The organism is Noviherbaspirillum sp. ST9 (assembly GCF_048799745.1).
In the GTDB taxonomy this organism is placed as follows: domain Bacteria; phylum Pseudomonadota; class Gammaproteobacteria; order Burkholderiales; family Burkholderiaceae_D; genus Noviherbaspirillum.
In genome coordinates, this window is the sequence record NZ_JBLWFR010000005.1 from 295,827 (window position 1) to 319,538 (window position 23,712).

Consider the following 23,712-nt stretch of genomic DNA (forward strand, 5'->3'; position numbering starts at 1 on the left):
AATTCAAGAATAAACACGGGCCAATGTCATTTGCCGGAATCCCTGGACGCCGCCATTCGTCCGGCCATGGACGCATCCCTGGTGGACTGCAGCAGGCTTGCTGCAACCGCCGCGCCGGTCGTGCTGAATCGTGCGGTCTTCTCAGACGGTTAATTGCACGGGCCGCCCTGCTCACCAACTTACGAACTACGTCGCGGCGTAGATGGCGCGCGACATTATCAGCATGGCGACCGGCGGCCACTCCACTGTGCGTCAGACCGGTTCCCACCGTCCGCGCATCCACTTTGCACGCGCGGTCAGGCCCACGCGGCGACTAGCGGCCCGGCCTCTTCAATCAAGAACGACTTGAAGGCATTGGCCGCCGGCGACAGGCGTTTGGCGCTCATGTGCGTCACATACCACTGCCGCATCACCGGCAAGCCTTCCAGGTCGAGCAGGACCAAATGCCCGGAAGCGAGTTCATGCCGGATCGTGCGCAGCGACAGGAAACCAAGCCCCATACCGGCCATAACCGCCTGCTTGATGGTTTCATTGCTCGGCATCTCCATCACGATCGGCGGCGCGATGCGATGCTCCGCGAACAAGCGCTCCATGGCTGAACGCGTGCCGGAACCCCGTTCGCGCACCACGAACTCCTGGTCCGCGAGCACCGTAGGTGAAGCACGACGCCGTCGCGATAGTGAATGTTCCGGTGCGCTGACGATGCCGAGTGGATTGTCGGCAAACGCCGTGGCAATGCAATCCAGCGTGTCCGGCGCCCGCCCCATGATCGCCAAGTCGACTTCGTTCCGATTCAGCAGGTTCATCACGCTTTCCCGATTATGGACGCGCAGGACCACGTCGATATCAGGAAAGCGCCGCCGAAAGCGCACCAATAACATCGGCACAAAGTACTTGGCGGTGCTCACGATCGCCAGTTCCACACGGCCTTTCTTGATGCCACGCCGCTCGGCCATCGCGTCGTCGAGCTGCTTTAACTGCGCTACTGCGGCGATCGCATAATCCTGAAAATCACGCCCGGCGTCGGTCAGAACGATCCTGCGCCCGGTGTTTTCCAACAGAGGCAGACCAATCGCCTCCTCCAGTTGCCGCAACTGCATCGACACCGCCGGCTGGGTCACACCAAGCAGCTCAGCCGCACGCGACACCGACTGATGGCGCGCGACCTCGAGGAAGGTATCGAGCTGCCGGAGGGTATAACGACGCACGGGCGGCATATAAGTTTTTCCTGATGTTGACTTAACGATTATTGATTAGACCTGATGATTATCGTTGCATACAGTGATTGCCATTGCAAGCATGTTCACAAGGAGCCCCACCATGGACCAATCTCGCCGTTACGCACGCCTCGACCTGAAAGAAGCCGACCTGATCGCTCAAGGGCAACATGTACTGTGCGCTTACCGGATGAAGCCGAAGGCCGGCCACGGCTATCTCGAAACTGCCGCGCATTTTGCAGCCGAATCCTCAACCGGGACCAATGTCGAGGTATCGACGACTGACGACTTCACCAAGGGTGTCGATGCACTGGTGTACGAAATCGATGCAGAACGTGAAATCCTGAAGATTGCTTACCCGATCGCACTGTTCGACCGCAACATCACTGATGGCCGCGCGATGATGGCATCGTTCCTGACACTTACTGTCGGCAACAACCAGGGCATGGGCGACGTCGAGTATGCGAAGATGCACGACTTCTATGCCCCCCCCGCTTACCTGCAACTGTTCGATGGTCCGTCGGTAAACATCACGGAAATGTGGCGCGTGCTGGGCCGTCCGCTGGAAAACGGCGGCATGGTGGTCGGTACCATCATCAAGCCCAAGCTGGGCCTGCGTCCGCAACCGTTTGCCGATGCCTGCTACGACTTCTGGCTCGGCGGCGACTTCATCAAGAACGACGAGCCGCAGGGTAACCAGATATTTGCGCCGCTGCGCGACACGATCACGCGAGTCGCGGATGCGATGCGCCGTGCGCAGGATGCCACCGGCCAGGCCAAGCTATTCTCCGCAAACATCACCGCCGACGACCCGCTCGAGATGATCGCGCGCGGCGAGTACATCCTCGAAACGTTCGCCGAAAACGCCAACCATGTGGCCTTCCTGGTGGACGGTTATGTGGCCGGCACGACCGCGGTGGCCACCTGCCGCCGCCGCTTTCCAAACCAGTTTTTGCACTATCACCGTGCCGGTCACGGCGCGGTCACCAGTCCGCAAAGCAAGCGCGGCTATACCGCGTTCGTGCATTGCAAGATGGCGCGGCTGCTGGGCGCGTCCGGCATCCATACCGGCACCATGGGCTTTGGCAAGATGGAGGGGGAAAACCAGGACCGGCAGATTGCGTACATGCTCGAGCGCGATGTGGCCGAAGGGCCGTTCTACCTGCAGCAGTGGCTATCGATGAAAGCCACCACGCCGATCATTTCCGGGGGCATGAACGCGCTGCGCCTGCCTGGCTTCTTCGACAACCTGGGCCACGCCAACGTGATCCAGACCTCTGGCGGCGGCGCGTTCGGCCATATCGACGGCGGCACCGCGGGCGCCATCTCGCTGCGCCAGGCGCAGGACGCGTGGCAACAGGGGGTTGGCCTGGTGGACTACGCCAGTGATCATGCCGAATTGCGCGGCGCCTTCCTCTCATTCTCGTCCGATGCCGACAAGCTGTATCCGGGCTGGCGCACGGCGCTCAAGGCAGGAGACTGAGCATGCTGCGTGCACTGATTTTCGATGTGGACGGCACCCTGGCCGATACCGAAACGGCACATCGCGATGCCTTCAATGCCGCGTTTTCCGAGGCCGGCCTTGACTGGTACTGGGACGAGGCGTTGTACGCCAGATTGCTCGATGTCGCTGGCGGCAAGGAGCGCATCCTGCACTATTGGAAAACCGTCGACCCCGACGAAGCTAGCGGACGCCTGGCCCGCGAAACGGTCGACGCGGTACACCTGCTCAAGACCCGACACTACGACGCGATGGTGCGCGGCGGCCGGCTTTCCCTGCGCCCCGGAATTCTGCGATTGATCTGCGAGGCGCACGCCAGCAAGGTACCGATGGCCATTGCGTCCACCACCACCTCGTCCAATATTGATGCGCTGCTGGAGGCGCCTCTGGGCAGCGGCTGGCGCTCGTTGTTTGCCGCTGTGTGCGATGCATCGACCACGGACATCAAGAAGCCCGCACCGGACGTCTACCTGGCAGCCCTGGACGCACTGGCATTGCCGCCGGACGCTTGCCTGGCAATGGAAGACTCGGAGAACGGCTTGCGCGCCGCACGCGCGGCGGGCATCCCGACGCTCGTCACGCCCACTGCCTACACGGTCACTCATCGGTTCGACGATGCGCTGCTGGTGCTCCCGTATCTGGGAGACCCTGATCATCCGCTGCCGCAGCACATACCGGACGCCGACCAGCGCTGGGTTGATTTGGCGGCACTACGCCGCTGGCATAGCGGCACCCTGTTCGAGGCGGCATGACATGAAAGCACCCGACATCCGCATTGCGCCCTCGCTTCTGTCCGCCGACTTTGCCCGGCTGGGGGAGGAAGTGCGTGCCATCGAAGCTGCCGGCGCCGACATGGTGCACTTTGACGTGATGGACAACCATTACGTGCCGAATCTGACCATCGGGCCGCTGGTATGCGAGGCGATCCGTCCGCACGTGACGGTTCCGATCGACGTGCACCTGATGGTCGAGCCGGTGGACGCATTGATTCCGCTGTTCGCCCGTGCCGGCGCGGAATTCATTACCTTTCATCAGGAAGCCAACCGCCATGTGGACCGCACGTTAAGCCTGATCCGCGAGCATGGCTGCAAACCCGGCCTCGCGCTCAATCCGGCCACCCCACTGTCCGTACTCGAGCATGTGTTGGACAAGGTCGACATGGTGCTGCTCATGAGCGTCAACCCGGGCTTCGGTGGGCAAAAGTTCATCCCTGCCACCCTGGCCAAGATCGAGGCGTTACGCGCCCGGCTCGATGCCCATCAAAACGACGACGGCCACGCGATCTGGCTCCAGATCGACGGCGGCGTCAATGCGGACAACATCGGCGCGATCCGGCGCGCCGGCGCCGACACCTTTGTGGCCGGTAGTGCCGTGTTCGGTGCGCCTGATGCGGACCGCGGGTACCGCACGATCATGCGTCGACTGCGTGAGCACGCCCAGAATCGATAACCCCAACTTGGATGGAGACAGTTCATGCCCCTGACCCAGCATCGCACTACCCTGACCCAATTCCTGATCGAGGAACGGCGTCGCTATCCGCATGCCAGCGGCGACTTTAACAGCCTGATTTTGAACGTCGCACTGGCGTGCAAGAGCATCGCCCGCGCAGTCGCATTTGGCGCCTTGGGCGGCGTGCTGGGCCAAGCCGGCGACGCAGTCAACGTACAGGGAGAAACGCAGCAGAAACTGGACGTGTTGAGCAACAATGCCTTCCTGCGGCTTAACGAATGGGGTGGCTATCTGGCCGGCATGGCTTCCGAAGAAATGGAATCCGTATATCAGATCCCCGGCACTTATCCAAAGGGCAAGTACCTGCTGGTGTTTGACCCGCTCGACGGCTCGTCGAACATCGATGTCAATGTATCGGTGGGCAGCATCTTTTCTGTGCTGCGCGCACCCGATGGCGTGTCCGACGTGACGGAACAGGACTTCCTGCAGCCGGGCAGCGAGCAGGTGGCCGCCGGCTACGCGATCTACGGGCCGACCACGATGCTGGTGCTGACGGTGGGTACCGGCGCCAACGGCTTTACGCTGGACCCGAACCTGGGCGAATTCATCCTGACGCACCCGGCGCTGCAGATCCCGCCCGACACCCAGGAATTTGCGATCAATGCGTCCAACAGCCGCTTCTGGGAAGCGCCGGTCAAGCGCTATGTCGATGAATGCCTGGCCGGCAAGAGCGGCGTGCGGGAAAAGGATTTCAACATGCGCTGGATCGCATCGATGGTGGCCGAGGCACACCGTATCCTGATGCGCGGCGGGGTGTTCCTGTATCCGCGCGACACCAAGCACCCGGCCAAGCACGGCCGCTTGCGCCTGCTGTATGAAGCCAATCCGATCGGCTTCATCATGGAACAGGCCGGCGGCCGTGCCAGCACCGGCCGCGAATCAGTGCTGCAAGTGCAACCTGCGTCGCTGCACCAGCGCATCGGCCTGGTATTCGGCTCGCGCAATGAAGTCGACCGCATCGAGTATTACCACCAACATCCCGAGCCAATCGAACTCGACAACCCGCTGTTCCACGAACGCGGCCTGTTTCGCTTGCCTGCCTGATTGATTACTTAGAAAGCCGATACCATGTCCGAGCGCCATCCGATTATTGCCATTACCGGTTCGTCCGGCGCGGGCACCACTTCCGTGACCCGCACTTTTGAAAACATCTTCCGGCGCGAGAACGTGCGCGCTGCCATCATCGAGGGCGACAGTTTCCATCGCTACGACCGCAAGGAAATGAAAGTCAGGATGGCGGAAGCGGCCGAAACCGGCAACCTCAATTTCAGTCACTTCGGCCCCGACACCAATCTGTTCGCGGAGCTGGAAAACTTGTTCCGCACCTATGGCGAGACCGGCACCGGCACTAGCCGCAAGTACCTGCACGATACCGAAGAAGCCGCGCCGTACGCCCAGGAACCGGGCACCTTTACCCCGTGGGAAAAGCTGCCGGCCGACACCGACCTGCTTTTCTACGAAGGCTTGCACGGCGGCGTGGTCAGCGACACCGTCAATATCGCCCGCCATCCGGATCTGCTGATCGGCGTGGTTCCAGTCATTAATCTCGAATGGATCCAGAAACTGTGGCGCGACAAGTCCAAGCGCGGCTACTCGACCGAAGCAGTGACCGACACCATCCTGCGCCGCATGCCGGATTACGTGAACACCATCTGCCCCCAGTTTTCGCGCACCCATGTGAACTTCCAGCGCGTGCCATGCGTGGACACGTCCAATCCGTTCATCGCGCGCGAAATTCCGTCGCCGGACGAAAGCTTCGTGGTGATCCGCTTTGCCAATCCCAAGGGCATCGATTTCCAGTACCTACTAAACATGGTGCACGACTCGTTCATGTCGCGCGCTAACACCATTGTGGTGCCCGGCGGAAAAATGGAACTGGCGATGCAGCTGATTTTCACGCCGTTTATCTGGCGCATGATGGAGCGCCGCCAACGCGCGCTCGGCCGTGCGTAAGAAGGGAGAGTCCGATGAACGCACCTGATCAAGCCGTGGCGTCACGGCTAGCCCCGGCCGATGCATTACGTTTCCTGGCGGCCGACGCCGTGGAAAATGCGAAGTCCGGCCATCCCGGCGCCCCGCTGGGCATGGCAGACATTGCCGACGTACTGTGGCGCCGTCATCTGCGCCACAATCCGGCCGACCCGAGATGGATCAATCGCGACCGCTTCGTGCTGTCCAATGGCCATGGCTCCATGCTGCTGTATGCGCTACTGCATCTGACCGGTTACGACTTGCCGATGGCCGAACTGCAGCAATTCCGGCAACTGCACTCGAAAACGCCAGGGCATCCCGAGGTGGGCGTCACCCCCGGCGTCGAAACCACCACCGGCCCGCTGGGCCAGGGACTGGCCAACGCGGTCGGCATGGCACTGGCGGAAAAGCTGCTGGCAGCCGACTTCAATCTGCCCGGACATGCAGTGATCGACCACCATACGTATGTGTTCGTGGGCGACGGCTGCCTGATGGAAGGCATCAGCCATGAAGTCTGTTCGCTAGCCGGCACGCTCGGACTGGGCAAACTCATCTGCTTTTATGATGACAACGGCATCTCCATCGATGGTGACGTAACCGGTTGGTTCCGCGACGATACGCCGAAGCGGTTTGCCGCGTATGGCTGGCACGTGATCGACGCCGTCGACGGCCATTGCGCGGAGGATATCGACGCCGCGATCCGTCAAGCAAAGGCGGAATCGGGCCGCCCTACCCTGATCTGCTGCAAGACCGTCATTGGCAAAGGCGCACCGACCAAGGCCGGTGGGCATGATGTGCACGGTACTCCGCTTGGCGCGGCTGAAATCGCGGCAATGCGCACGCACCTGGGCTGGACTGGCGCGCCGTTTGAAGTACCGCCGGAGATCGCCGCTGCATGGGACGCCCGCAGCAAAGGCCGCGTGGCGCAGGATGATTGGCAGGCACGCTTTACGGCGTATCGTGCCGCCTTTCCCGAACTTGCTGCAGACCTGGAGCGCCGCCTTCGCAGCGAACTGCCTGCCACCCTGGACGAGGAACTGTCACTATTGATACAGGGTAAAGCAGAGCTCAACGGCAAACTGGCGACACGAAAAGCGTCGCAAATCGTACTCGATCATATCGTCCCGGCGCTTCCTGAACTATTCGGAGGTTCAGCCGATCTGTCGGGTTCGAACCTGACCAACGTGAAGTCCTCTGTCTGGGTTAATCAAGAAGGCTCGGGCAACTATTTGAGCTATGGCGTGCGGGAGTTCGGCATGGCCGCGATCATGAACGGCATGGCGCTGCATGGCGGATTCATTCCATACGGCGGCACCTTCATGACGTTCTCCGATTATTCACGTAATGCCATCCGCATGGCCGCGCTGATGCGCCAGCGCGTCATTCATGTCCTGACGCATGATTCGATCGGCCTGGGTGAGGACGGACCCACCCATCAGCCAGTGGAACACCTGGCCTGCCTGCGCCTGATACCGAACAATCGTGTCTGGCGCCCCTGCGACGGGGTCGAGACGGCAGTGGCGTGGCAGTCGGCGCTGCAACGGTTCGACGGGCCGACCTGCCTGGTGCTGTCGCGCCAGGCACTGGCCCCCTTCACACGCAGCACTGCACAGCTCGCCGACATTGCACGCGGTGGTTACGTGCTATCCGATTGTGATCAGCCGCAAGGCGTGCTGATTGCTACCGGTTCTGAAGTCGAGATCGCAATGCGTGCGGCCGAGCTGCTGGCATGTGACAGCATCGCGGTGCGTGTAGTGTCGATGCCGTGCGTCGAAGCCTTCCATGCGCAGGGTGCGGCCTATCGGGCTGCGGTATGCCCGCAGGGCCTGCCGCGCATCAGCGTCGAAGCCGGGGTCACCTGGTTCTGGCGTGCCGTCGTCGGAGAACGCGGTGCGGCAATCGGGATCGACAGCTTCGGCGAATCGGCGCCTGCGGAGCAGTTGTACGCCCACTTCAAGTTGACACCGGCAGACGTTGCGCGGTCCGCCCGTGACGTCATCACGAGGGACGACTTCATATCAGCGGCACAACCGATGCCGTCATTTCAAACGGCTGCTGAGTATTGAATTTCACTTAACCACACGATCTACGGAGACTCCATTCATGGCACTCATCTCGCTGCGCCAGTTGCTGGACCATGCCGCCGAGCATCGCTACGGCGTACCGGCATTTAACGTCAACAATCTGGAACAGATCCAGGCCATCATGCAGGCAGCCGACACCTGCGACAGCCCGGTCATTTTGCAGGCATCCGCCGGTGCCCGGAAATATGCGGGCGAAGCATTCCTGCGCAAGATGGTGGAAGCAGCAGTCGAAACCTATCCCCACATTCCGGTATGCATGCATCAGGATCACGGTGCCAGCCCGGCTGTTTGCCAGGCGGCGATGCGTTCGGGATTTACCAGCGTGATGATGGACGGGTCATTGATGGAGGATATGAAAACGCCGTCCACCTATGAGTACAACGCCGCAGTGACCCGTCGAGTTGCGGAAATGGCGCACTATATCGGCGTGTCGGTTGAAGGCGAACTTGGCTGCCTTGGATCGCTCGAATCGGGACAAGCGGGCGAGGAAGATGGCTCCGGCGCAGTCGGCACCTTGTCACAACAACAATTGTTGACCGATCCCGCGCAAGCGGCCGATTTCGTCCACCAAACTGGCGTCGATGCTCTCGCGATTGCGATCGGCACCAGTCATGGTGCCTACAAATTCAGCAAAAAACCGACCGGCGACATTCTCGCAATCGATCGCATCAAGGAAATTCATGCGCGCATTCCCAACACGCACCTGGTCATGCACGGCTCGTCGTCGGTGCCGCAAGAATGGTTGCGCATTATTCGCCAATATGGCGGTGAAATGAAGGAAACCTACGGCGTGCCGGTCGAAGAAATCCAGGAGGGTATCCTGCATGGTGTGCGCAAGATCAATATCGACACTGATATTCGCCTCGCCATGACGGGCGCCATGCGAAAGTTGATGGCTGAAAGACCGCATGAGTTTGACCCGCGCAAATATCTTGCCGAAGCGACCAAAGCTGCACGTAGCATCTGTATTGCGCGCTTTGAGGCCTTCGGCAGTGCTGGCCGCGCCACCCACATTCATGGCGTGCCGCTTGATGTGATGGCTGTGCGCTATGCGAGCGGCGAACTTTCCCGCAAGATCCACTGACTCAGCCGGAGCAACCCGCCGTGAAAATCACATTTTTCTTGTCCACCCTCTCGAGAAAGGTACATCATGGCTGAACGTACTTTGTTGGAATCGATTCCCCGCCGGCCCATTCTCAGTGCCGCGCCACACTCCAGTGCTTATGATGCCGCTTGCAGGATGAGCAAGGCAGGCTGTGGCAGCGTACTGGTTCTAAGTCCAGACGGAGCCCTCGTCGGCATCTTCACCGAGCGCGATTTAATGACACGGGTGGTCGCCTTGGCAAGGCCGCCAGAGAGTACGCCGCTGTCGGAGGTGATGACACCAAACCCGCAGGTCGTCGGACCACAGACCTCGGTGCACAATGCAGTCGTTCTAATGCGCCAGGCGGGTATCCGGCATTTGCCTATCCTGTCGTCGAACGCCATCCTCGGCGTCTTTTCGATTCGGGACGCGTTGCCGACCGAATTGCGCGACGCCGACCATTTGCTCGACCATCTCGACCAGCAGTTCTCGGATGTACTAGCATAGTGAAGCGTGCCTCCGGGGTAGCTGGTTTGGCTGCAACACGTGCCCTTGTGTCGTCCTTCCTACCTCGCAGTTAGGCCAAGGGCAAGTGTATGTCTGAGAGGCTACAACGCGAAAATGGGATTCGCGTTCCAGACAGAGCGCCGCCGGTCCCTGGATATACATCGGCCAAGAGTTCTGCCACGGGCAGCCGAGTCAGCTCTTGGTCACTTCCATCTGTTCCGTGTGCGCTGCGGTTTTTCCGCCTGCGTTTGGCGTTGCGGCAGCCTCCGCTGCAGGCATTGTCGCGTCGTCCTTGATCCCTTCGCGGAATCCTCTGACCGCTTGACCAAGGTCGCCGCCGATATTGCCAAGTTTCTTGGTCCCGAACACCAGCATCACGATCACCATCACGACCAACCAGTGCCACACACTAAATGAACCCATGCTCGTTCCTATCCTATTCCCGCTCCGTAGGCCCCGAAAACTGCGTAGGGCCACGCAACCTTGGCAATGCTTTCGCTGCAACAGTCGCATCTGATACCAGCATCCTATTCACCGCGCCAAGGATACAGCGCCTTTCGGCGTCATGAGGCCAGCGCCGCCGGTGCGCTGTTCATCCAGATTACCTTCTTGGGCGCCCCCGCTGCTTCCAGCATGCCGCTGCCGCCGTGGCACACCTGCGCGTGCTGCACCGCGACCTGCTCCAACGCGGCCTCCAACGGTTGCCCGCCTTCCACCAGATCCATGATTGCGCGCTGCAGGATCGCGCCAAGCATGGTCACGTTGGCGTCGCTATGGCGGTACACCATGCGCAAAAAGCCGTTCAGGTACGGCTCGGTGCCGACTTCACGCTCGAATTCCTCGAATGTCCGGCCAGTCGCCAGCCAGTAGCACATGTCGTACACGATCGCGAACAGCAGCGCGGGTTCGGCGGGCGCATTTTCCTTCGGAAGGTTGAGCCGAAACTCTTCCAGCATGTCGCGCCTGAACTCGGCCAGGCCGTAGTCGACGTGCCCCTGCACGACGTCGTCCGGTGTGAATTCCCATTCCATTTTTCATGTTCCTTTCGCAGTAACGCTGTCCTCTACCCACCGGTCGCCGACATGAAGCGCACGATCCGCGCGGGTTGCTCTTCGAAATGATGCCGAAACGGTTTGTGCCGGATGCCGTCGACGATCAATTGTTCCAGCTCGCTGTCGGAACAACCGGCACGCAGTGGCGCGCGCAGATCGACGCGATCCTCGTGCCCCAGACAGAGATAGAGCACACCGTCGACACTCAGACGCACACGGTTGCAGGTTTCGCAGAAATGCTGCGAGATCGGGGTAATGAAACCGATTTGAAAGCGCCGGTCCGCTGACACCAGGTAGCGGGCCGGGCCGGCGCCCCGCACAATTCCGTCCACTAGTCCGAACTGGCTGCGCAGGCGATCCTGAATGGGGCCGAGTCCGACCATTGCGGTCGAGCGCCCGGCCGAGCCAACCGGCATGACTTCGATCAGGCGCAACACAAAGCCGTGCTCGATGCAGAACGCGACCATGCGATCAACGTCGTCTTCACTGGTGTCGGCCATCATCACCATGTTGATCTTGATGAGGCTGAAGCCCTCGCGCTGTGCAGCGTCGAGGCCTTGCATCACCATTGCAAGAGAGTCGCGCTTGGCGATCGCCGCGAACTTCGTTGTGTCGAGTGTGTCGAGGCTGACATTCAGGCGGGTCACACCGGCCGCACGCAAAGCCTTCGCCTGCCGTGCCAGATGGGTGCCGTTGGTCGACAGCGACAGGTCTGTAATGCCAGGAAGCACGGCAATGCGCCTTGCCAGGTCAGACAGGTTTTTCCTGAGCAGAGGTTCGCCGCCCGTCAACCGGACACGCTGCACCCCCAGCGTGGAAAATACTCGCACCACGCGCTCAATCTCGTCATAGGTGAGCCAGTTCGCTGGTTCCTCTCCGCCGGCCGCCTCTTCCGGCATGCAATAGGTACAGCGCAGGTTGCATCGGTCGGTTACAGATAACCGCAGGTATTCGATGCGTCGTCCAAAACCGTCTTGTAGCATTGAAATGTCCGTGGTCGAGATGAAGTGGCTATTCAACCGAACAACGACGCAAAATCGCGGTCGTCGCCCTCGCATACCTCGCAGATCTCTTCGGGTTCCGGTGATATGAAAAAACGATCGCAACGCCCGCACCGTTGCTTGGCACGTGCATGCAGCACCGACGCCGGCCTGGATTTCCAGTTGTGCATTGTCTGTGACAGGTGCAGCACACGCGGCTGGCACGCCTCGGTGCACACACCGCAGCCGACACAGCGCGCGGACTCGAATGCTAGCTCCCAACCGACCGCGCTTTCCTTGACCTGGATCGCATTGGTCGGGCAGGCGCGTGCGCATGCTTCGCATGCGGTACAACCGTTTGGTACGTCGATCTGCGCCGCAAAAATTGCCGGATGGGCCGGCAACGCGGTCTGCGCGTCGTCGCCCCCCTTGTCGAGAACCGCCTGAAGCAGTTCCCGGCCAGCGGTGGAAAACTGCCGTGCAAAGCGGATTGCCTTGAGCGGCGCCGGCGTCGGCTCGCCCTCGTTCAATGGCTTGGCGATCTGGTCGACGCCTCGCCCGATCAGCCGGCGGAACAAGTGCCGGCGTCCGGCATTGTGCTCGGCCTGCGGTGCACGCGATGCCGGTGCCGCCGACAGCGTGATGGGCTGCCAGTCCTTCGCTGCAGTCGCCTCCCGCAGCACGGCCACCCCATCCATTTGCAGTTCCAGCTGCCGCGTGGCGTGCTCGCCATGCGCGCAGGCAGAACACTTCTGGGTGCCGGCGAGTTCGACCTTCACGCCGCGACTCGACAGATGCGCCAGCATGGCCGTGTCGAGCGCGCCGAGACAGGGAACCACTTCGTCGCCCTTTAGGCCCGACGGCGCGCAAGCGATTGTCACCGCCGACCGCGACGCGATGCGCTTGAGCAGATCGATGCGTGGTAACTCAGCGCTCTGGATAGCTTCGGTGGGACAAGCGGCGACACACAGCGTGCAATGGCGGCAGGCCACGGGATCAATGCGTATTCCCTCCTCGGAGAGCGCCACCGCACCGTAATGACATGTATCCGCACACCGCCGGCACTCGCTGTAACGGAACCGAAAGCGCGTGCAGTGTGTGGAACGGAATTCCGGAATGCTCGCCATGATTTATTTAAACTCGTGCAATGCAGTCCCCTGCTCGCAGGTATTGCTCGGGATGGTGAAGCGTTGCGGCATGGCGGTCGCCGGCGCGTGCTCTCCCGTTCTTCCGGCCTGGTGCAAGCGCTGCCAGGTTTCGTACCCCCCTTGGACCGCATGCACATCGGCATCGCCACGGCGCGCCATGGCCTTGGCCGCTTCCAGCGCCTTGTCGTCGCTGTCACCGATCACCAACGCATAGCCGCCCGCCTTGGCTCGGAGGGTGTTGCTGTACATGACAGAAAATTCAATCGGGTACAACTTCCGCTTGGCCTCCGCACGCGCGTCGACCACGCAGCAGGGCGGTTCTTTCTTGAGCGCTTCCTCGATCAGTGCGCGGTCGAGCAGTTTTGTCGTTCCAGCATAAACGGGGGACGCCAGCAGCCATGCGCCGGCGAGTGCGCATAGCATGCGACCGTTCATGCGAGCGCCTCGATCGCATCTTGCAGTTCGTGGCGCAGCATGCGCATGGCGACCGGGTCGTCATGATGCAATTCCCTGACCGCCATGTTCCGCGCCTGCCCATAGCGCACCCAGTCCTCCATCTCGATCGTCGGAGATTTAAGCGACGTCATCCAGAATGCCCCACCCAAGCACTCGGCCATCCCGGCGCAAATGTTCAAGTCATCGTCGTCATGCATGTCGGCCGCCACCAGAACCGTGGCAGCACCGCGTTCGACCATCTGGGCGGTCCACCACTGCACATCCGTGCCGCTGCCGCTGCCGTCGCTTCTGAGGATTTCCCATGCCGGCGCGCCGCCGGATGGGGTAATGCAGCAGAAATCGGCGTTGCAGGCGTGATTATCCAGCGTCCAGTTCCTTGCTATGCGCTGCGCGGGCACCCAGACGCCGACGCGATCCTTGCCGAACTCGCTGGCCAGGGTGGCAATCAATGTGCTGTCCAGGAGGGCTGCCTCGCCGATCAGCACCTGCTTGGCCCCCGCCTGCAGCAACATACGTGCACGCGCCAGTCCGTCAGTGCGCAATATGATTGATGCGCTGGACAGGTCGCGCGGCAATGTCTCGCTATCGAATGCGAAGACGGCATCGGTAAATGCTGTCTCGTTCGGATGGCCCCAGCGGCGCAGGGAAATGATTGAGGGGTTCGGTGTCATCAGGCACTCTGCTGATATGAAAGCTTTTTGAAGAGATCTACCGGCAGCGGGCACTCGGCGTCCGGTGCCAGTCCGTCGAGCAAGGGACGCAACGCATTCAGCGTATCGATCACCGGCTCCACTTGCACACCACGGTAGGCGGGCAGAAAGGTCGGCAATACGTTTAACGCGTCGTCCGCAAGCAAGGCGGCACCTTCCAGATTGCGGTTGCGGGAAAAGTGAAACGCGAGCGCCGCAAACGCCAAGCCCTGCAGGAAACACGCATCGGTATCCTCGTGTCCGTCCGGGCGGCTCTGTATCAAATGGTTCCAGCGCTCGCCCAGCCAGTCATGCACGCCGCCATAATTATTGCCGTTCCAGAGCAGCGCCAGCTCGTCCCAGGCAAATTCATGACTCATGCGACCGCCCTGCTTCCACTGTGTTCGCAGCCATTGCACACCGGCTCGTCCGCGTTGAACAGCACGGATACTTCAGCCTTCGGTACCACTTCGCGACCGCCGTCGGCATCTTCCACGTGCACCTGCAACAAGGCCAGTTCGTCCTCGGCGAACGCCGCCAGCAGCCGTGCGATCTCGCGATAGAACGAATGCTCGGTGGCGCGTTCCAGCAAGGACGCGTAGCCGCGTGCCCAGCGTCCGAGATGCAGCGCCCAGAAGCGCTTGATGTCCTTCTCGATCTTGGCACACGCCGTCATGTCGCCGGCATCCAGCTGCGCCGCCTGTCGTTCCAGCAGTGCGGCGACAAAGCTCAACTCGATGCCCAACTGGTCTTCGAAAACTGTGAATTTTCCTTGTTGCAGGACAAAACCGGCACGCTGATAAATGGCCTTGACCGCGTGATAGGGCTCCTGCTGGAATCGTCCGGCCAGGCGCGCCGATTCGACTGGCGGGCACCCGCCAGGCGAGGCAAACAGCGTTGCATACTCGTAGGCCAATGCCTCCTGCAGTTCGGCCAGCGATGTTTGGGTGACATCTTCATCAAACAGCACGCCCAGTTCCGCCAGAGCGGCGACCGCTTCCGGCGTGCGAATGGCGCGCAGGTAGTCTGTACCCGGCTCTTCAATGAACGCGCCGGCCAGCAATTGGTAATAGCTGGCGCGGGCACGCAGTTCCGCCGCGGACTGGTCAGTGTGCGCGAGTTCGGCAATGGCCGCAGTCTGATCTTGCATGAATCACCTCTTTCAAATCCTCAGCCGGCAGCGCGCCGCCGGCTGAATTGATGCCACTCGGACTTGCCCCTGTCAGCTTAGTGTCCGCCGGACGACTTGCGCTTGACGCTTTCCGGGCCACCCCACGACGCCATTTCCGGATGCATCTTGCGATGCAGGTCGCCGGTGTACGCGTAGCGCATGGTTTCCTTGAACGCCTCGACATGCTTGTCCCAGGACGCCTGCACGTCGCCGTACTTGTCGTTCGGGCCTGCTTTCGTGACCCGCACGACCGTGTCGTACCAGCCCTGCGAACCGCCGATCGGATCGGCCACCACGGGAATGATCGCGTTCGGATGCACGCCCTTGTCTTCCCACCAGACGTTCTTCAGATCAGGATCGTCGTTGGCTCCCCAAGCCCCGCCTTTCTCGGATCTGACTTTCGCCTTGGCACCGGACGCAAGACGGCCGTACTCCCAATGGCCGAACGCGGTCGGTATCGCGCACACTTTCGGATGGATGCCCTCAAATACATAGGCCTTGGTGACCATGTGACCAACCTTGCTTTCCACGCGGACCAGGTCGCCGGTTTTGACACCCAGTCGTTTCCCTGTTTCGGTGTTGAGCCATACCGGGTTGCTGTGCATGATTTCAGCCAGCCATTTCACCGCAGCAGTGCGCGACTGCTTGTGGACATTGATCTTGTACGTCGTGAGGACCATTTCGTCCTCCTTCATGTCCTTGTGCCACGGAATCTGCTTGAAGGTCGGCATTGGATTGAAGCCGAAGTCCGCCCAATCGTCGACACGCACATTGATCACGCGGTTCTTGGTCGGGAAGCCCGCGTAATTCTTGCCCTTGCGCTGGACGCCGATCGCCTTGCCGTTCTTCGTGATGACGCCACCTTTTTCCACCACCGCGCCGGCCATGTCGGCAGCAGACAGTTCCTTCTTGTGCAGGCCGAATTCGGCGCGGATCTCGCGGCCAGTCTTGTCGATGATCTTGCCCGTGTTGGGATCGAGCTTGCCGTAGACTGGATACACGCCGTGTTTCTTCAGGTAGTCGAGGCCACCCGCCTCCTTCAGGCCGGGGATGTTGTCGAAATGCTGGCGCATGTAGTCTTCGCCATCCTTGAAGTTCCAGTATTTCTTCATGCCCCGGCTGCCGTCCGGATCCAGCTTGTGGATGATGTCGCGCATGATGATGCGGTTCTCACGCGCTTCACCGAGCGGCTTGATCACGGGCTGGCGAATGCCGAGCCATGGCCACAGCGAATTCGGCATCGACTCCGGTTCCCAGCGTTCCAGGTACGGGCAGTCGGGCAGGATGATGTCGGCCAATGCCGTTTCCTCCCCCATGAACGGGCTCATCGACACGTAGAACGGAATCAGTTTTTCGTCGCGGAACAGCTTGCCCCACACAGCGTCGGCACCCGGGTTGGTATAGACCGGGTTGTCCTGGTAGGTGAAGTAGACATTGATCTTCTGCTTGCCTTCGGCAATCCAGAACGGCGTCAGATGGCTGACCTTGTGCCCGGCCAGCGGATATTCAGACGGATGCGCGAGGTATGAATCCTTTTCCGGTTTCGGCGGTTCCGGCTGCGGTTGCGGCCAGCCCATGCCGCGCGGCATGCAGTAGCCGCCACGCACTTCGATATTGCCGGTCATGATGGGAAGCATCATGCAGGCCTTCTCATTGTATGAACCGTACAAGTGCTTCGCCGGCCCGCGATAGGTGTAGGTGGTGGCCGGCTTGGTCAGTGCAAACTCGTGCGCGATCCGTTCGATGGTCTCCACCGGCACACCGGACAGCTTGGACGCCCAGTCCGGCGTGTACTGCTTGTAGTGCTCCTTCAGTTCGGCCACGGTGACGTTGGTCCAGGTTTCGATGAAGTCGCTGTCCTGCAAGTCGTCGCGCAGGATCACATGACCGATCGCCAGGGCCACCGCGCCGTCGGTGCCGGGAAATACCGGAATCCATTCATCCGAACGGCCAGCAGTGTTGGACAGGCGCACGTCGAAGGTCACCAGCTTGGCCTTGTTGTCGGCCATGCCTTCGACCAGGCGCTGCGAATACGGATTGTGGAAATACGCGGCTTCCATGATGTTGGAGCCGAAATTGAGGATGTACTTCGCGTTCGCGAAATCCGGCGTTTCAATGTCCGGGCCCCAGGTCGGTTCCATGCCGATCTTCTTGGACGATTCGCAGACCGACGTGTGGTTGACCACGGTGGCCGAACCCAGCGTCTTCATGAAGCGGTCGATCACGCCGCCGGTACGGTTACGGCCGTACTTCAGCATGATGGTGTTCGGATCTTCCTTGATCGCGGCATCCAGCTTCTGCGCGATTTCCGCCAGCGCTTCATCCCAGGTGATGCGCTTCCATTTGCCTTCGCCACGCTTGCCCACCCGCTTTAACGGATACAGGATGCGGTCCGGGTCGTAGCTGTACCACATGCCCGAGTTGCCTTTGGCGCACAGGCGACCGCGGGTCGACACGTGTTCCGGATTGCCTTCCAGCTTCACGATGCGTCCGTTTTCCACAAACGCCAGGGCGCCATCCTGGATGTTGCACACGTGGCAGGTGATCGGGATCGCCTTACGTTCCGCGTAGGTGACCGGATTGGCATCCTTGCCGCCCAGTTCGGTTTCCATCGCACGCAACAGCTTCGGCGATGCGGCGGCGGCGGCAACGGTTCCGGCGCTGGCTTGCAGGAACGTGCGGCGCGAGAGTTTCAGTTTCAGCATGATGTGTTCTCCCGATCTTTTTTAGTAGTAGGTCTGTACGATCTGGCCACCGATCAGGATCGCGTAGCGCAAAGCCATGCCACCGGCCAGCAACAGCAGCGCAGCGACCATCACGCCGCCCTTCTGCTTGCCAAACGGCGCGAGCAACACTGCGGCCGGCGCCGCAGTACCAAGGACGATGCCGATACCGACGAAAATCAGGCCCAGCGAACCAGTGGTCATGAGGATGAAGGTCAGCTCCTGACCGCTGCCGCCGTACAAGGTCGTACCAAGGAACGACACCAGCATCGCGGCGATCGCGCCGGTCGTCCACAGCATGATGTGGCGCAGCGCACCCATCAGCTTCGCTTCGCCCTTCGCCAGGAAGGTAGCGACAGCCGCGCCGGACACCAGCGACAGCGCAACGAAAAGCACCGGCATGAGCGGGGTGTTCCAGACCGGACGGCTCTGGTGGACCGTCAGGTCGAAGCCGGTGTAGAGCGGCAGGCCCAGGCCGAGCAGCGCACCGACCACCGCCAGCTGGCGGCTTGAATTCTCATCGTTCCTGCGCATCATCAGGAAATAGGCAATCGACACGATGCCAAACAGCACCAGGTTCAAGCTGCCCCAGGCCAGCGGCGATCCGAGATTGAGATGGAACGGGTTGAGGATATAGAAGAACCGCAGCGGCTGTGACAGATCCCCGATCAGCAGCAGGCCACCCACGGCCAGCAGCACGAAGGACGCATAGAAAGCGCTCGTGCGCAGCGGCTTGAATTCTTCGCGATACCAGGACAGCGTGGAAAAGAAGAACAGCGCGGCCGAAATGCCGATGACGAAGAAGTAGATCGAATACGTGCCGGTCCACGGCATGTGGTGGAATACGGTGTAGTCACCCATGATTGTTACACCTCCTGATTACGGTTAACCAGCTGACGCTCTTGGTCGAGCACGTCGCTGGCGTTGTAGATGGCGCGGCCGAACTCGGAATTGTTGCGATCCAGTCCGATATAGAACACGTGCGGCTTGGTTCCCTCTTCCGGACGCAGCACCTGGGTCGGCATGTTCGCGACCAGTTTCGCCACCTCGCTCTTGGGATCATTGATGTCGCCGAAGATGCGCGCGCGGCCGATGCAGGTCTGTACGCAGGCAGGCGTCAGGCCTTGCGTTACCCGATGGTGACAGAAGGTGCACTTGTCGACGACGCTGGTGATGTCGGTGTAGGTACGGCTCTTGGGCAGCATGAAGCGCGCGTTGTACGGACACGATGCCATGCACGCCTTGCAGCCGATGCAACGGTCGTAATGCTGAAGTACAAAGCCGCCATCCTCGACCTTGTAGGTGGCGCCGACCGGACATGCGCGCACGCACGGCGGGTTGTCGCAGTGGTTGCACAGGCGCGGCATGAACTGCTTTTTGACATTCGGGTACTTGCCGACCACCTTGTACGGCACCCAGGTGCGGAACACCCCCAGCGGCACGTCGAATTCCGCCTTGCACGCGACCATGCACGCATCACAGCCAATGCAGCGCCGCAGGTCGATGACCATGGCGTAGCGTTTGACGCCCTCCTTCCCTCGGGTCTCGACCGATGAAACTCGCAATTCACTCATGGATACGTCTCCTCCTGTTTTTGTTGGCGGGCTGCGTTGCGCCGAAGCCCTGGTTCTCAGCCGGCGCAAGGCGCTGCGATGGAACGTTTTTTCTAGAGCAACAGCTGTGCCTGAATTTTTATTCTTTTAACTTCAATGACTTATCGTTTCATTTTCCGTATTCACGACGACCGAGGGTTACCGCTCCGTAACATCAAGCGTGGCGATACTGATTGGCGGCGGTACCATTTGGTAACACCCCAATTTCGGCCATCTATTTTTTCCGGACTTATTGATCTAGCGCATTTTTTTGCCTTTAGTTAACCGATAGCCTGCGCTGCATAAGAGGCTGTTAATCAAGTTTGGAGACTGCAGTGCGTGCATGGATAACAGGCCTGGCGGTGTGCTGGGCGTTGCTGGGTTTCGCTCCTGGAGCGTCGGCCGCTGACGCGGCCCCTGTTCGTATCGGATTGACGTCCGTCTTCCTGGACGATCAGACATCCTTCATCAATGCCTGGCGCGACTATCTGGAAGGACGCCTGCATCGGAAGGTGGTGTTTGTCCAGCGCGCGAATTACCGCGAAGTGATGGCGCTCATGCGCTCCGGCAAGCTCGATTTCGCCTGGGTGTGCGGCTACCCGTATGTCCGGAACAAGCAATTCGTCAACCTGCTTGCGGTCCCGGTGTACCAGGGAAAGCCGACCTACCGCTCTTACCTGATCGTCCCCGCCAGCGACCGCGACACGAAGTCGATCAGCGACTTGCGCGATAAGGTATTCGCATTCTCCGATCCCGATTCGAATTCCGGTTACCTGGTCCCAGTGCACGATCTGGCCGCACTGCAGGAGAATGCCGCCGGCTTTTTTGGGAAAACATTCTTTACCTGGTCGCATCGCAAGGTGGTGGAGGCGGTCGCGGCCAGCGTGGCACAGGCCGGCGCCGTCGATGGCTACGTGTGGGATATGCTCGCGCGCCAACATCCCGATCTGGCCGCACAGACGCGCATAGTCAAGGAGTCGCCGGAATTTGCATTCCCCCCCTTCATCACCGGCAAGGGTGTCGCACCGGAAGCGGTGAACGCAATGCGGGCAGTGCTCATCAACATGCCGCAAGATGCGGAAGGCCAACGCATCCTGCACAAACTGGGCCTCGACGGTTTTGTCGACGGCAACGACAAAATGTTCGGCAGCATCGAGAAAATGATGCGCGCTGTCGCCGAGAAATAATGTTCCGCGACCTGAGTTTCCGTTACAAGATCCCGCTGCGCGGCAGCGCGTTGATCATCTGCACGGCACTGGTCGTCACCGCATCGCTGATGTTTCGCGCGTATGAAGATCTCAAGCGCGATCTGTTGCTGAACGCGGACAGCATGGCACGCGTCCTCGCGCATACCTTGACGCCGGCGATCCTGCACGACGACGTGTGGCGCACCTATGAAATCATCAATTCACCGTTTCAGATATCGGCCAAAGCCAACATCAACCAGGCCGATGAAATTTTAGTGCTGGACACGAAACAGCAGGTGTACGTTTCGACTCATCCCAAACAATACCCAATGCTGTCCGACCCGGCGCGCGTCAATCCGGAACATGCGCAGCTCCAACAAAAGATCGTTGACTATCGCGGCAGCAAGCCGACTGCGATCGAGCCTTCGAACTCCGGCAAGTTCTACATGATCGCCCCCATCGTTTCTGATGGTGTGCCGCTGGGCACACTGGTCATGGGCTACTCCAATTCGATGTTTCTGCCACGCTTCTATGACATCGCGCGTCGCGCAATGGCAATTACGCTGCTGGCGCTGGCGGCACTGCTGCCGATCAGCTGGTACTGGGGATGGCGCATGGCGGCTCCGCTCACGCAACTGGCCGGCTACATGGACGAGGTCGGCGCGGCCCTTCCGGACGACAGCAAATTGCAGCTCTATGAATCACGCGACGAAATCGGACAAGTCGGCACGGCGTTCAAGCGCATGGTGGGCGAACTGAAAGAAAAGGAAGCGCTGGAGCGGCAAATCTTCCTGTCGGAGCGCCTGGCTGCAGTCGGCCGGCTGGCTGCCGGCATTGCGCACGAAATCAACAACCCGCTGGGCGGCATGCTCAATGCCATCAGCACCTTCAAAAAACGCGACAACCATGATCCGCAGACGCAGAAGACCATGTCGTTACTGGAGCGTGGCTTGCTGCAAATCAAGGATACGATCGCCGCGCTGCTGGTCGAAGCAAAGTTCAAGAGCCACCCACTAACGGTGCAGGACATCGAAGACACGCGCACCCTGGTGCTGCCCGATGCGCATCAGAGGTGCGTTGAACTGAACTGGGAAAACGATGTGCTCGACACGCTGCCGTTGCCGTCGACACTGGTACGGCAGATTCTCATCAATCTGCTGCTCAATGCAATGCAAGCAGTCACGGAACACGGCCATATCCGCTGCCACATCTATCGTAACAGCGACACCTTGACGCTATCGGTCGAAAACGACGGCAAACATATAACGGGGGAGCAGCTCGACACCCTGTTCGAGCCGTTTACGACCAGTCGAGAAAGCGGCCACGGCCTCGGGCTTTGGATGACTTACCAAATCGTGCATCAGCTCAAGGGAGAAATCGCGGTGCAAAGCCAGCCGGGCGAAACGCGATTCATCGTCACCCTGCCTATTCCGGAATCGTTTACATGAACAATGCCCGACTACCACGCCTTTGCCTGATCGAGGACGATGACATCATGGGCGAATCGCTGTGCGATCGCTTTGAGCTGGAAGGCTTTTCCCGCGACTGGTACAAGACCGGAGCCAGCGCCTTGGCCGGACTGACCAAAAAGGATTACGCTGTCGTCATCAGTGACATCCGCCTCCCTGACATGACGGGCGACGCCTTGTTCACGCAGTTACTGCGCCAAGAGGCCAACCTGCCACAGTTCATCTTCATCACCGGATTCGGGGATATCGACACTGCGGTGCGCTTGCTCAAGCAGGGAGCCGAAGACTACATCACCAAGCCGTTCGACCTGGACTTGCTGATGGAGAAGATCCGCAAACTTTGCGCCCGGTCCGGTGCACGACGGCAAACCGTTACTGATCTCGGCATTTCCGCCGCCATGCGCCGGATCGCGGAAACGCTGCCACGACTTGCCGAACACGCCACCACCATCTGCATTACCGGCGAATCAGGAGTAGGCAAGGAAAAGGTGGCACGCGAGCTTCATCAATGCGGCACCGACGCGGCAGGATCGCCCTTCATTGCTGTCAACTGCGGCGCCATCACCGAGAGCCTGATGGAAGCCGAATTGTTCGGCTATGAAAAAGGCGCGTTCACCGGCGCCGCGCGCACCAAGAAAGGGGTATTCGAACAAGCGGACGGCGGCACGCTCTTTCTGGACGAGATCGGTGAGATGCCGCTGGCGATGCAAGTGAAGCTGCTGCGTGTGATACAGGAGCGGCAAATCGTGCGCGTGGGCGGCGAGGCGGTCATCCCGATCAACGTGCGTCTGGTTTGCGGGACCCACCGCGACCTGAAGCAGATGGTCGAGCAAGGCACGTTCCGGGAAGACTTGTTTTACCGGATTAACGTGATCCAGCTAAAGATCCCGCCGCTGCGAGAACGGAAGGAAGATATCCTGCTGTTCGCCGATCTGTTCCTGGCCGAGTATGCGGCCAGCCACCATGCCAAGAAAAAAACACTGCTGCCGGCAACCGAATTGACCCTGCTCGAATACCCATGGCCCGGCAACGTGCGCGAGCTGAAACACGCGATCGAGCGCGCGTGCATCCTGTCGTCCAACGAGCGGCTGTCGGTGGACGACCTGTTTGCCGACGGCGGAATTGACCAGGCCACGTTGCCGCAACCGGATGCCGACCTGAACGGTTACCTGCAGGCGTGCGAACGGCGTTACATCTTCAACGCGCTTAACCTGCACGGCTGGCATATGGGCCAGACTGCCACCGCATTGGGTATCAGCCGCAAGAATCTCTGGGAGAAAACGAAGAAGCTTGGCATCGCCGCTGCGGACAAGGACCCGACGGGAGATCAGGACAAGGTGGAGCGTGGCGCGGGGGCGCACTGAACTGACAA

General features: G+C 60.5%; 23 protein-coding genes. 11 read left to right on the plus strand and 12 right to left on the minus strand.

The genetic code is table 11. The annotated features are described in order from the left end of the window. Positions 1-296 precede the first annotated feature (296 nt). Complete coding sequence (locus ACNOHI_RS13330; protein WP_420475155.1) at positions 297-1,217, minus strand: LysR family transcriptional regulator; 921 nt, start codon at positions 1,215-1,217, stop codon at positions 297-299. A 103-nt stretch (positions 1,218-1,320) separates the two neighbouring features. On the opposite strand from ACNOHI_RS13330, the gene ACNOHI_RS13335 reads away from it, so the two are divergent. The 8 genes from ACNOHI_RS13335 (at position 1,321) to ACNOHI_RS13370 (ending at position 9,873) form a co-directional block, all read left to right on the plus strand. Next, a complete protein-coding gene (locus ACNOHI_RS13335) occupies positions 1,321-2,700 on the plus strand; it encodes a ribulose-bisphosphate carboxylase (protein WP_420475156.1) in 1,380 nt (459 codons plus the stop codon). A 5-nt stretch (positions 2,701-2,705) separates the two neighbouring features. Continuing rightward, positions 2,706-3,470, plus strand: coding sequence for an HAD-IA family hydrolase (locus tag ACNOHI_RS13340; RefSeq protein WP_420475366.1), 765 nt, complete (start codon positions 2,706-2,708; stop codon positions 3,468-3,470). A gap of 1 nt (position 3,471) precedes the next feature. Next, complete coding sequence (gene rpe, locus ACNOHI_RS13345; RefSeq protein WP_420475157.1) at positions 3,472-4,167, plus strand: ribulose-phosphate 3-epimerase; 696 nt, start codon at positions 3,472-3,474, stop codon at positions 4,165-4,167. Between the two features lie 24 nt (positions 4,168-4,191). Beyond that, positions 4,192-5,271, plus strand: a complete 1,080-nt coding sequence (locus ACNOHI_RS13350) for a class 1 fructose-bisphosphatase (protein ID WP_420475158.1) — start codon at positions 4,192-4,194, stop codon at positions 5,269-5,271. Between the two features lie 24 nt (positions 5,272-5,295). Then, complete coding sequence (locus ACNOHI_RS13355) at positions 5,296-6,180, plus strand: phosphoribulokinase (RefSeq protein ID WP_420475159.1); 885 nt, start codon at positions 5,296-5,298, stop codon at positions 6,178-6,180. A 14-nt stretch (positions 6,181-6,194) separates the two neighbouring features. After that, positions 6,195-8,264: a transketolase gene (gene tkt / locus ACNOHI_RS13360; RefSeq protein WP_420475160.1), complete on the plus strand. Its 2,070-nt coding sequence runs from the start codon at positions 6,195-6,197 to the stop codon at positions 8,262-8,264. Between the two features lie 37 nt (positions 8,265-8,301). After that, entirely contained in the window at positions 8,302-9,366 is a 1,065-nt protein-coding gene (gene fba, locus ACNOHI_RS13365; RefSeq protein ID WP_420475161.1) for a class II fructose-bisphosphate aldolase, read from the plus strand. A gap of 66 nt (positions 9,367-9,432) precedes the next feature. After that, on the plus strand, positions 9,433-9,873 hold the full coding sequence (locus tag ACNOHI_RS13370; RefSeq protein ID WP_420475162.1) for a cyclic nucleotide-binding/CBS domain-containing protein: 441 nt from the start codon (positions 9,433-9,435) through the stop codon (positions 9,871-9,873). A gap of 192 nt (positions 9,874-10,065) precedes the next feature. Here the strand turns inward: ACNOHI_RS13370 and tatA are convergent, their stop codons facing one another. The 11 genes from tatA to dsrO form a co-directional block, all read right to left on the minus strand. Beyond that, positions 10,066-10,296 carry a Sec-independent protein translocase subunit TatA gene (gene tatA / locus ACNOHI_RS13375; protein ID WP_420475163.1) on the minus strand — a complete coding sequence of 77 codons (231 nt, stop codon included), beginning with the start codon at positions 10,294-10,296 and terminating at the stop codon, positions 10,066-10,068. A 140-nt stretch (positions 10,297-10,436) separates the two neighbouring features. Then, positions 10,437-10,904 (minus strand): hypothetical protein, encoded by a 468-nt coding sequence (locus ACNOHI_RS13380; protein ID WP_420475164.1) that lies wholly within the window; start codon positions 10,902-10,904, stop codon positions 10,437-10,439. 32 nt (positions 10,905-10,936) lie between these two features. Beyond that, complete coding sequence (gene moaA / locus ACNOHI_RS13385) at positions 10,937-11,908, minus strand: GTP 3',8-cyclase MoaA (RefSeq protein WP_420475165.1); 972 nt, start codon at positions 11,906-11,908, stop codon at positions 10,937-10,939. Between the two features lie 32 nt (positions 11,909-11,940). Further along, entirely contained in the window at positions 11,941-13,032 is a 1,092-nt protein-coding gene (locus ACNOHI_RS13390) for a 4Fe-4S dicluster domain-containing protein (protein ID WP_420475166.1), read from the minus strand. Positions 13,033-13,035: 3 nt separating this feature from the next. Further along, a complete protein-coding gene (locus tag ACNOHI_RS13395; protein ID WP_420475167.1) occupies positions 13,036-13,488 on the minus strand; it encodes a hypothetical protein in 453 nt (150 codons plus the stop codon). Further along, a complete protein-coding gene (locus ACNOHI_RS13400; protein ID WP_420475168.1) occupies positions 13,485-14,180 on the minus strand; it encodes a hypothetical protein in 696 nt (231 codons plus the stop codon). Before ACNOHI_RS13400 ends, ACNOHI_RS13395 begins: the two co-directional genes overlap by 4 nt. Next, a complete protein-coding gene (locus ACNOHI_RS13405) occupies positions 14,180-14,578 on the minus strand; it encodes a hypothetical protein (protein WP_420475169.1) in 399 nt (132 codons plus the stop codon). Before ACNOHI_RS13405 ends, ACNOHI_RS13400 begins: the two co-directional genes overlap by 1 nt. Further along, entirely contained in the window at positions 14,575-15,348 is a 774-nt protein-coding gene (locus ACNOHI_RS13410; protein ID WP_420475170.1) for a TorD/DmsD family molecular chaperone, read from the minus strand. Before ACNOHI_RS13410 ends, ACNOHI_RS13405 begins: the two co-directional genes overlap by 4 nt. A gap of 77 nt (positions 15,349-15,425) precedes the next feature. Next, positions 15,426-18,074, minus strand: coding sequence for a molybdopterin-dependent oxidoreductase (locus ACNOHI_RS13415; RefSeq protein ID WP_420475171.1), 2,649 nt, complete (start codon positions 18,072-18,074; stop codon positions 15,426-15,428). Positions 18,075-18,095: 21 nt separating this feature from the next. Further along, on the minus strand, positions 18,096-18,953 hold the full coding sequence (gene nrfD, locus ACNOHI_RS13420) for an NrfD/PsrC family molybdoenzyme membrane anchor subunit (protein WP_420475172.1): 858 nt from the start codon (positions 18,951-18,953) through the stop codon (positions 18,096-18,098). Positions 18,954-18,958: 5 nt separating this feature from the next. Then, positions 18,959-19,666: a sulfate reduction electron transfer complex DsrMKJOP subunit DsrO gene (gene dsrO, locus ACNOHI_RS13425; RefSeq protein ID WP_420475173.1), complete on the minus strand. Its 708-nt coding sequence runs from the start codon at positions 19,664-19,666 to the stop codon at positions 18,959-18,961. Positions 19,667-20,019: 353 nt separating this feature from the next. On the opposite strand from dsrO, the gene phnD reads away from it, so the two are divergent. The 3 genes from phnD to ACNOHI_RS13440 are packed head-to-tail and all read left to right on the plus strand — an operon-like array spanning position 20,020 to position 23,704. Further along, positions 20,020-20,871 (plus strand): phosphate/phosphite/phosphonate ABC transporter substrate-binding protein, encoded by an 852-nt coding sequence (gene phnD / locus ACNOHI_RS13430; protein WP_420475174.1) that lies wholly within the window; start codon positions 20,020-20,022, stop codon positions 20,869-20,871. Further along, on the plus strand, positions 20,871-22,319 hold the full coding sequence (locus ACNOHI_RS13435; RefSeq protein WP_420475175.1) for a sensor histidine kinase: 1,449 nt from the start codon (positions 20,871-20,873) through the stop codon (positions 22,317-22,319). The genes phnD and ACNOHI_RS13435 overlap by 1 nt, the downstream gene beginning before the upstream one ends. Further along, entirely contained in the window at positions 22,316-23,704 is a 1,389-nt protein-coding gene (locus ACNOHI_RS13440) for a sigma-54-dependent transcriptional regulator (RefSeq protein WP_420475176.1), read from the plus strand. Before ACNOHI_RS13435 ends, ACNOHI_RS13440 begins: the two co-directional genes overlap by 4 nt. Positions 23,705-23,712 lie beyond the last annotated feature (8 nt).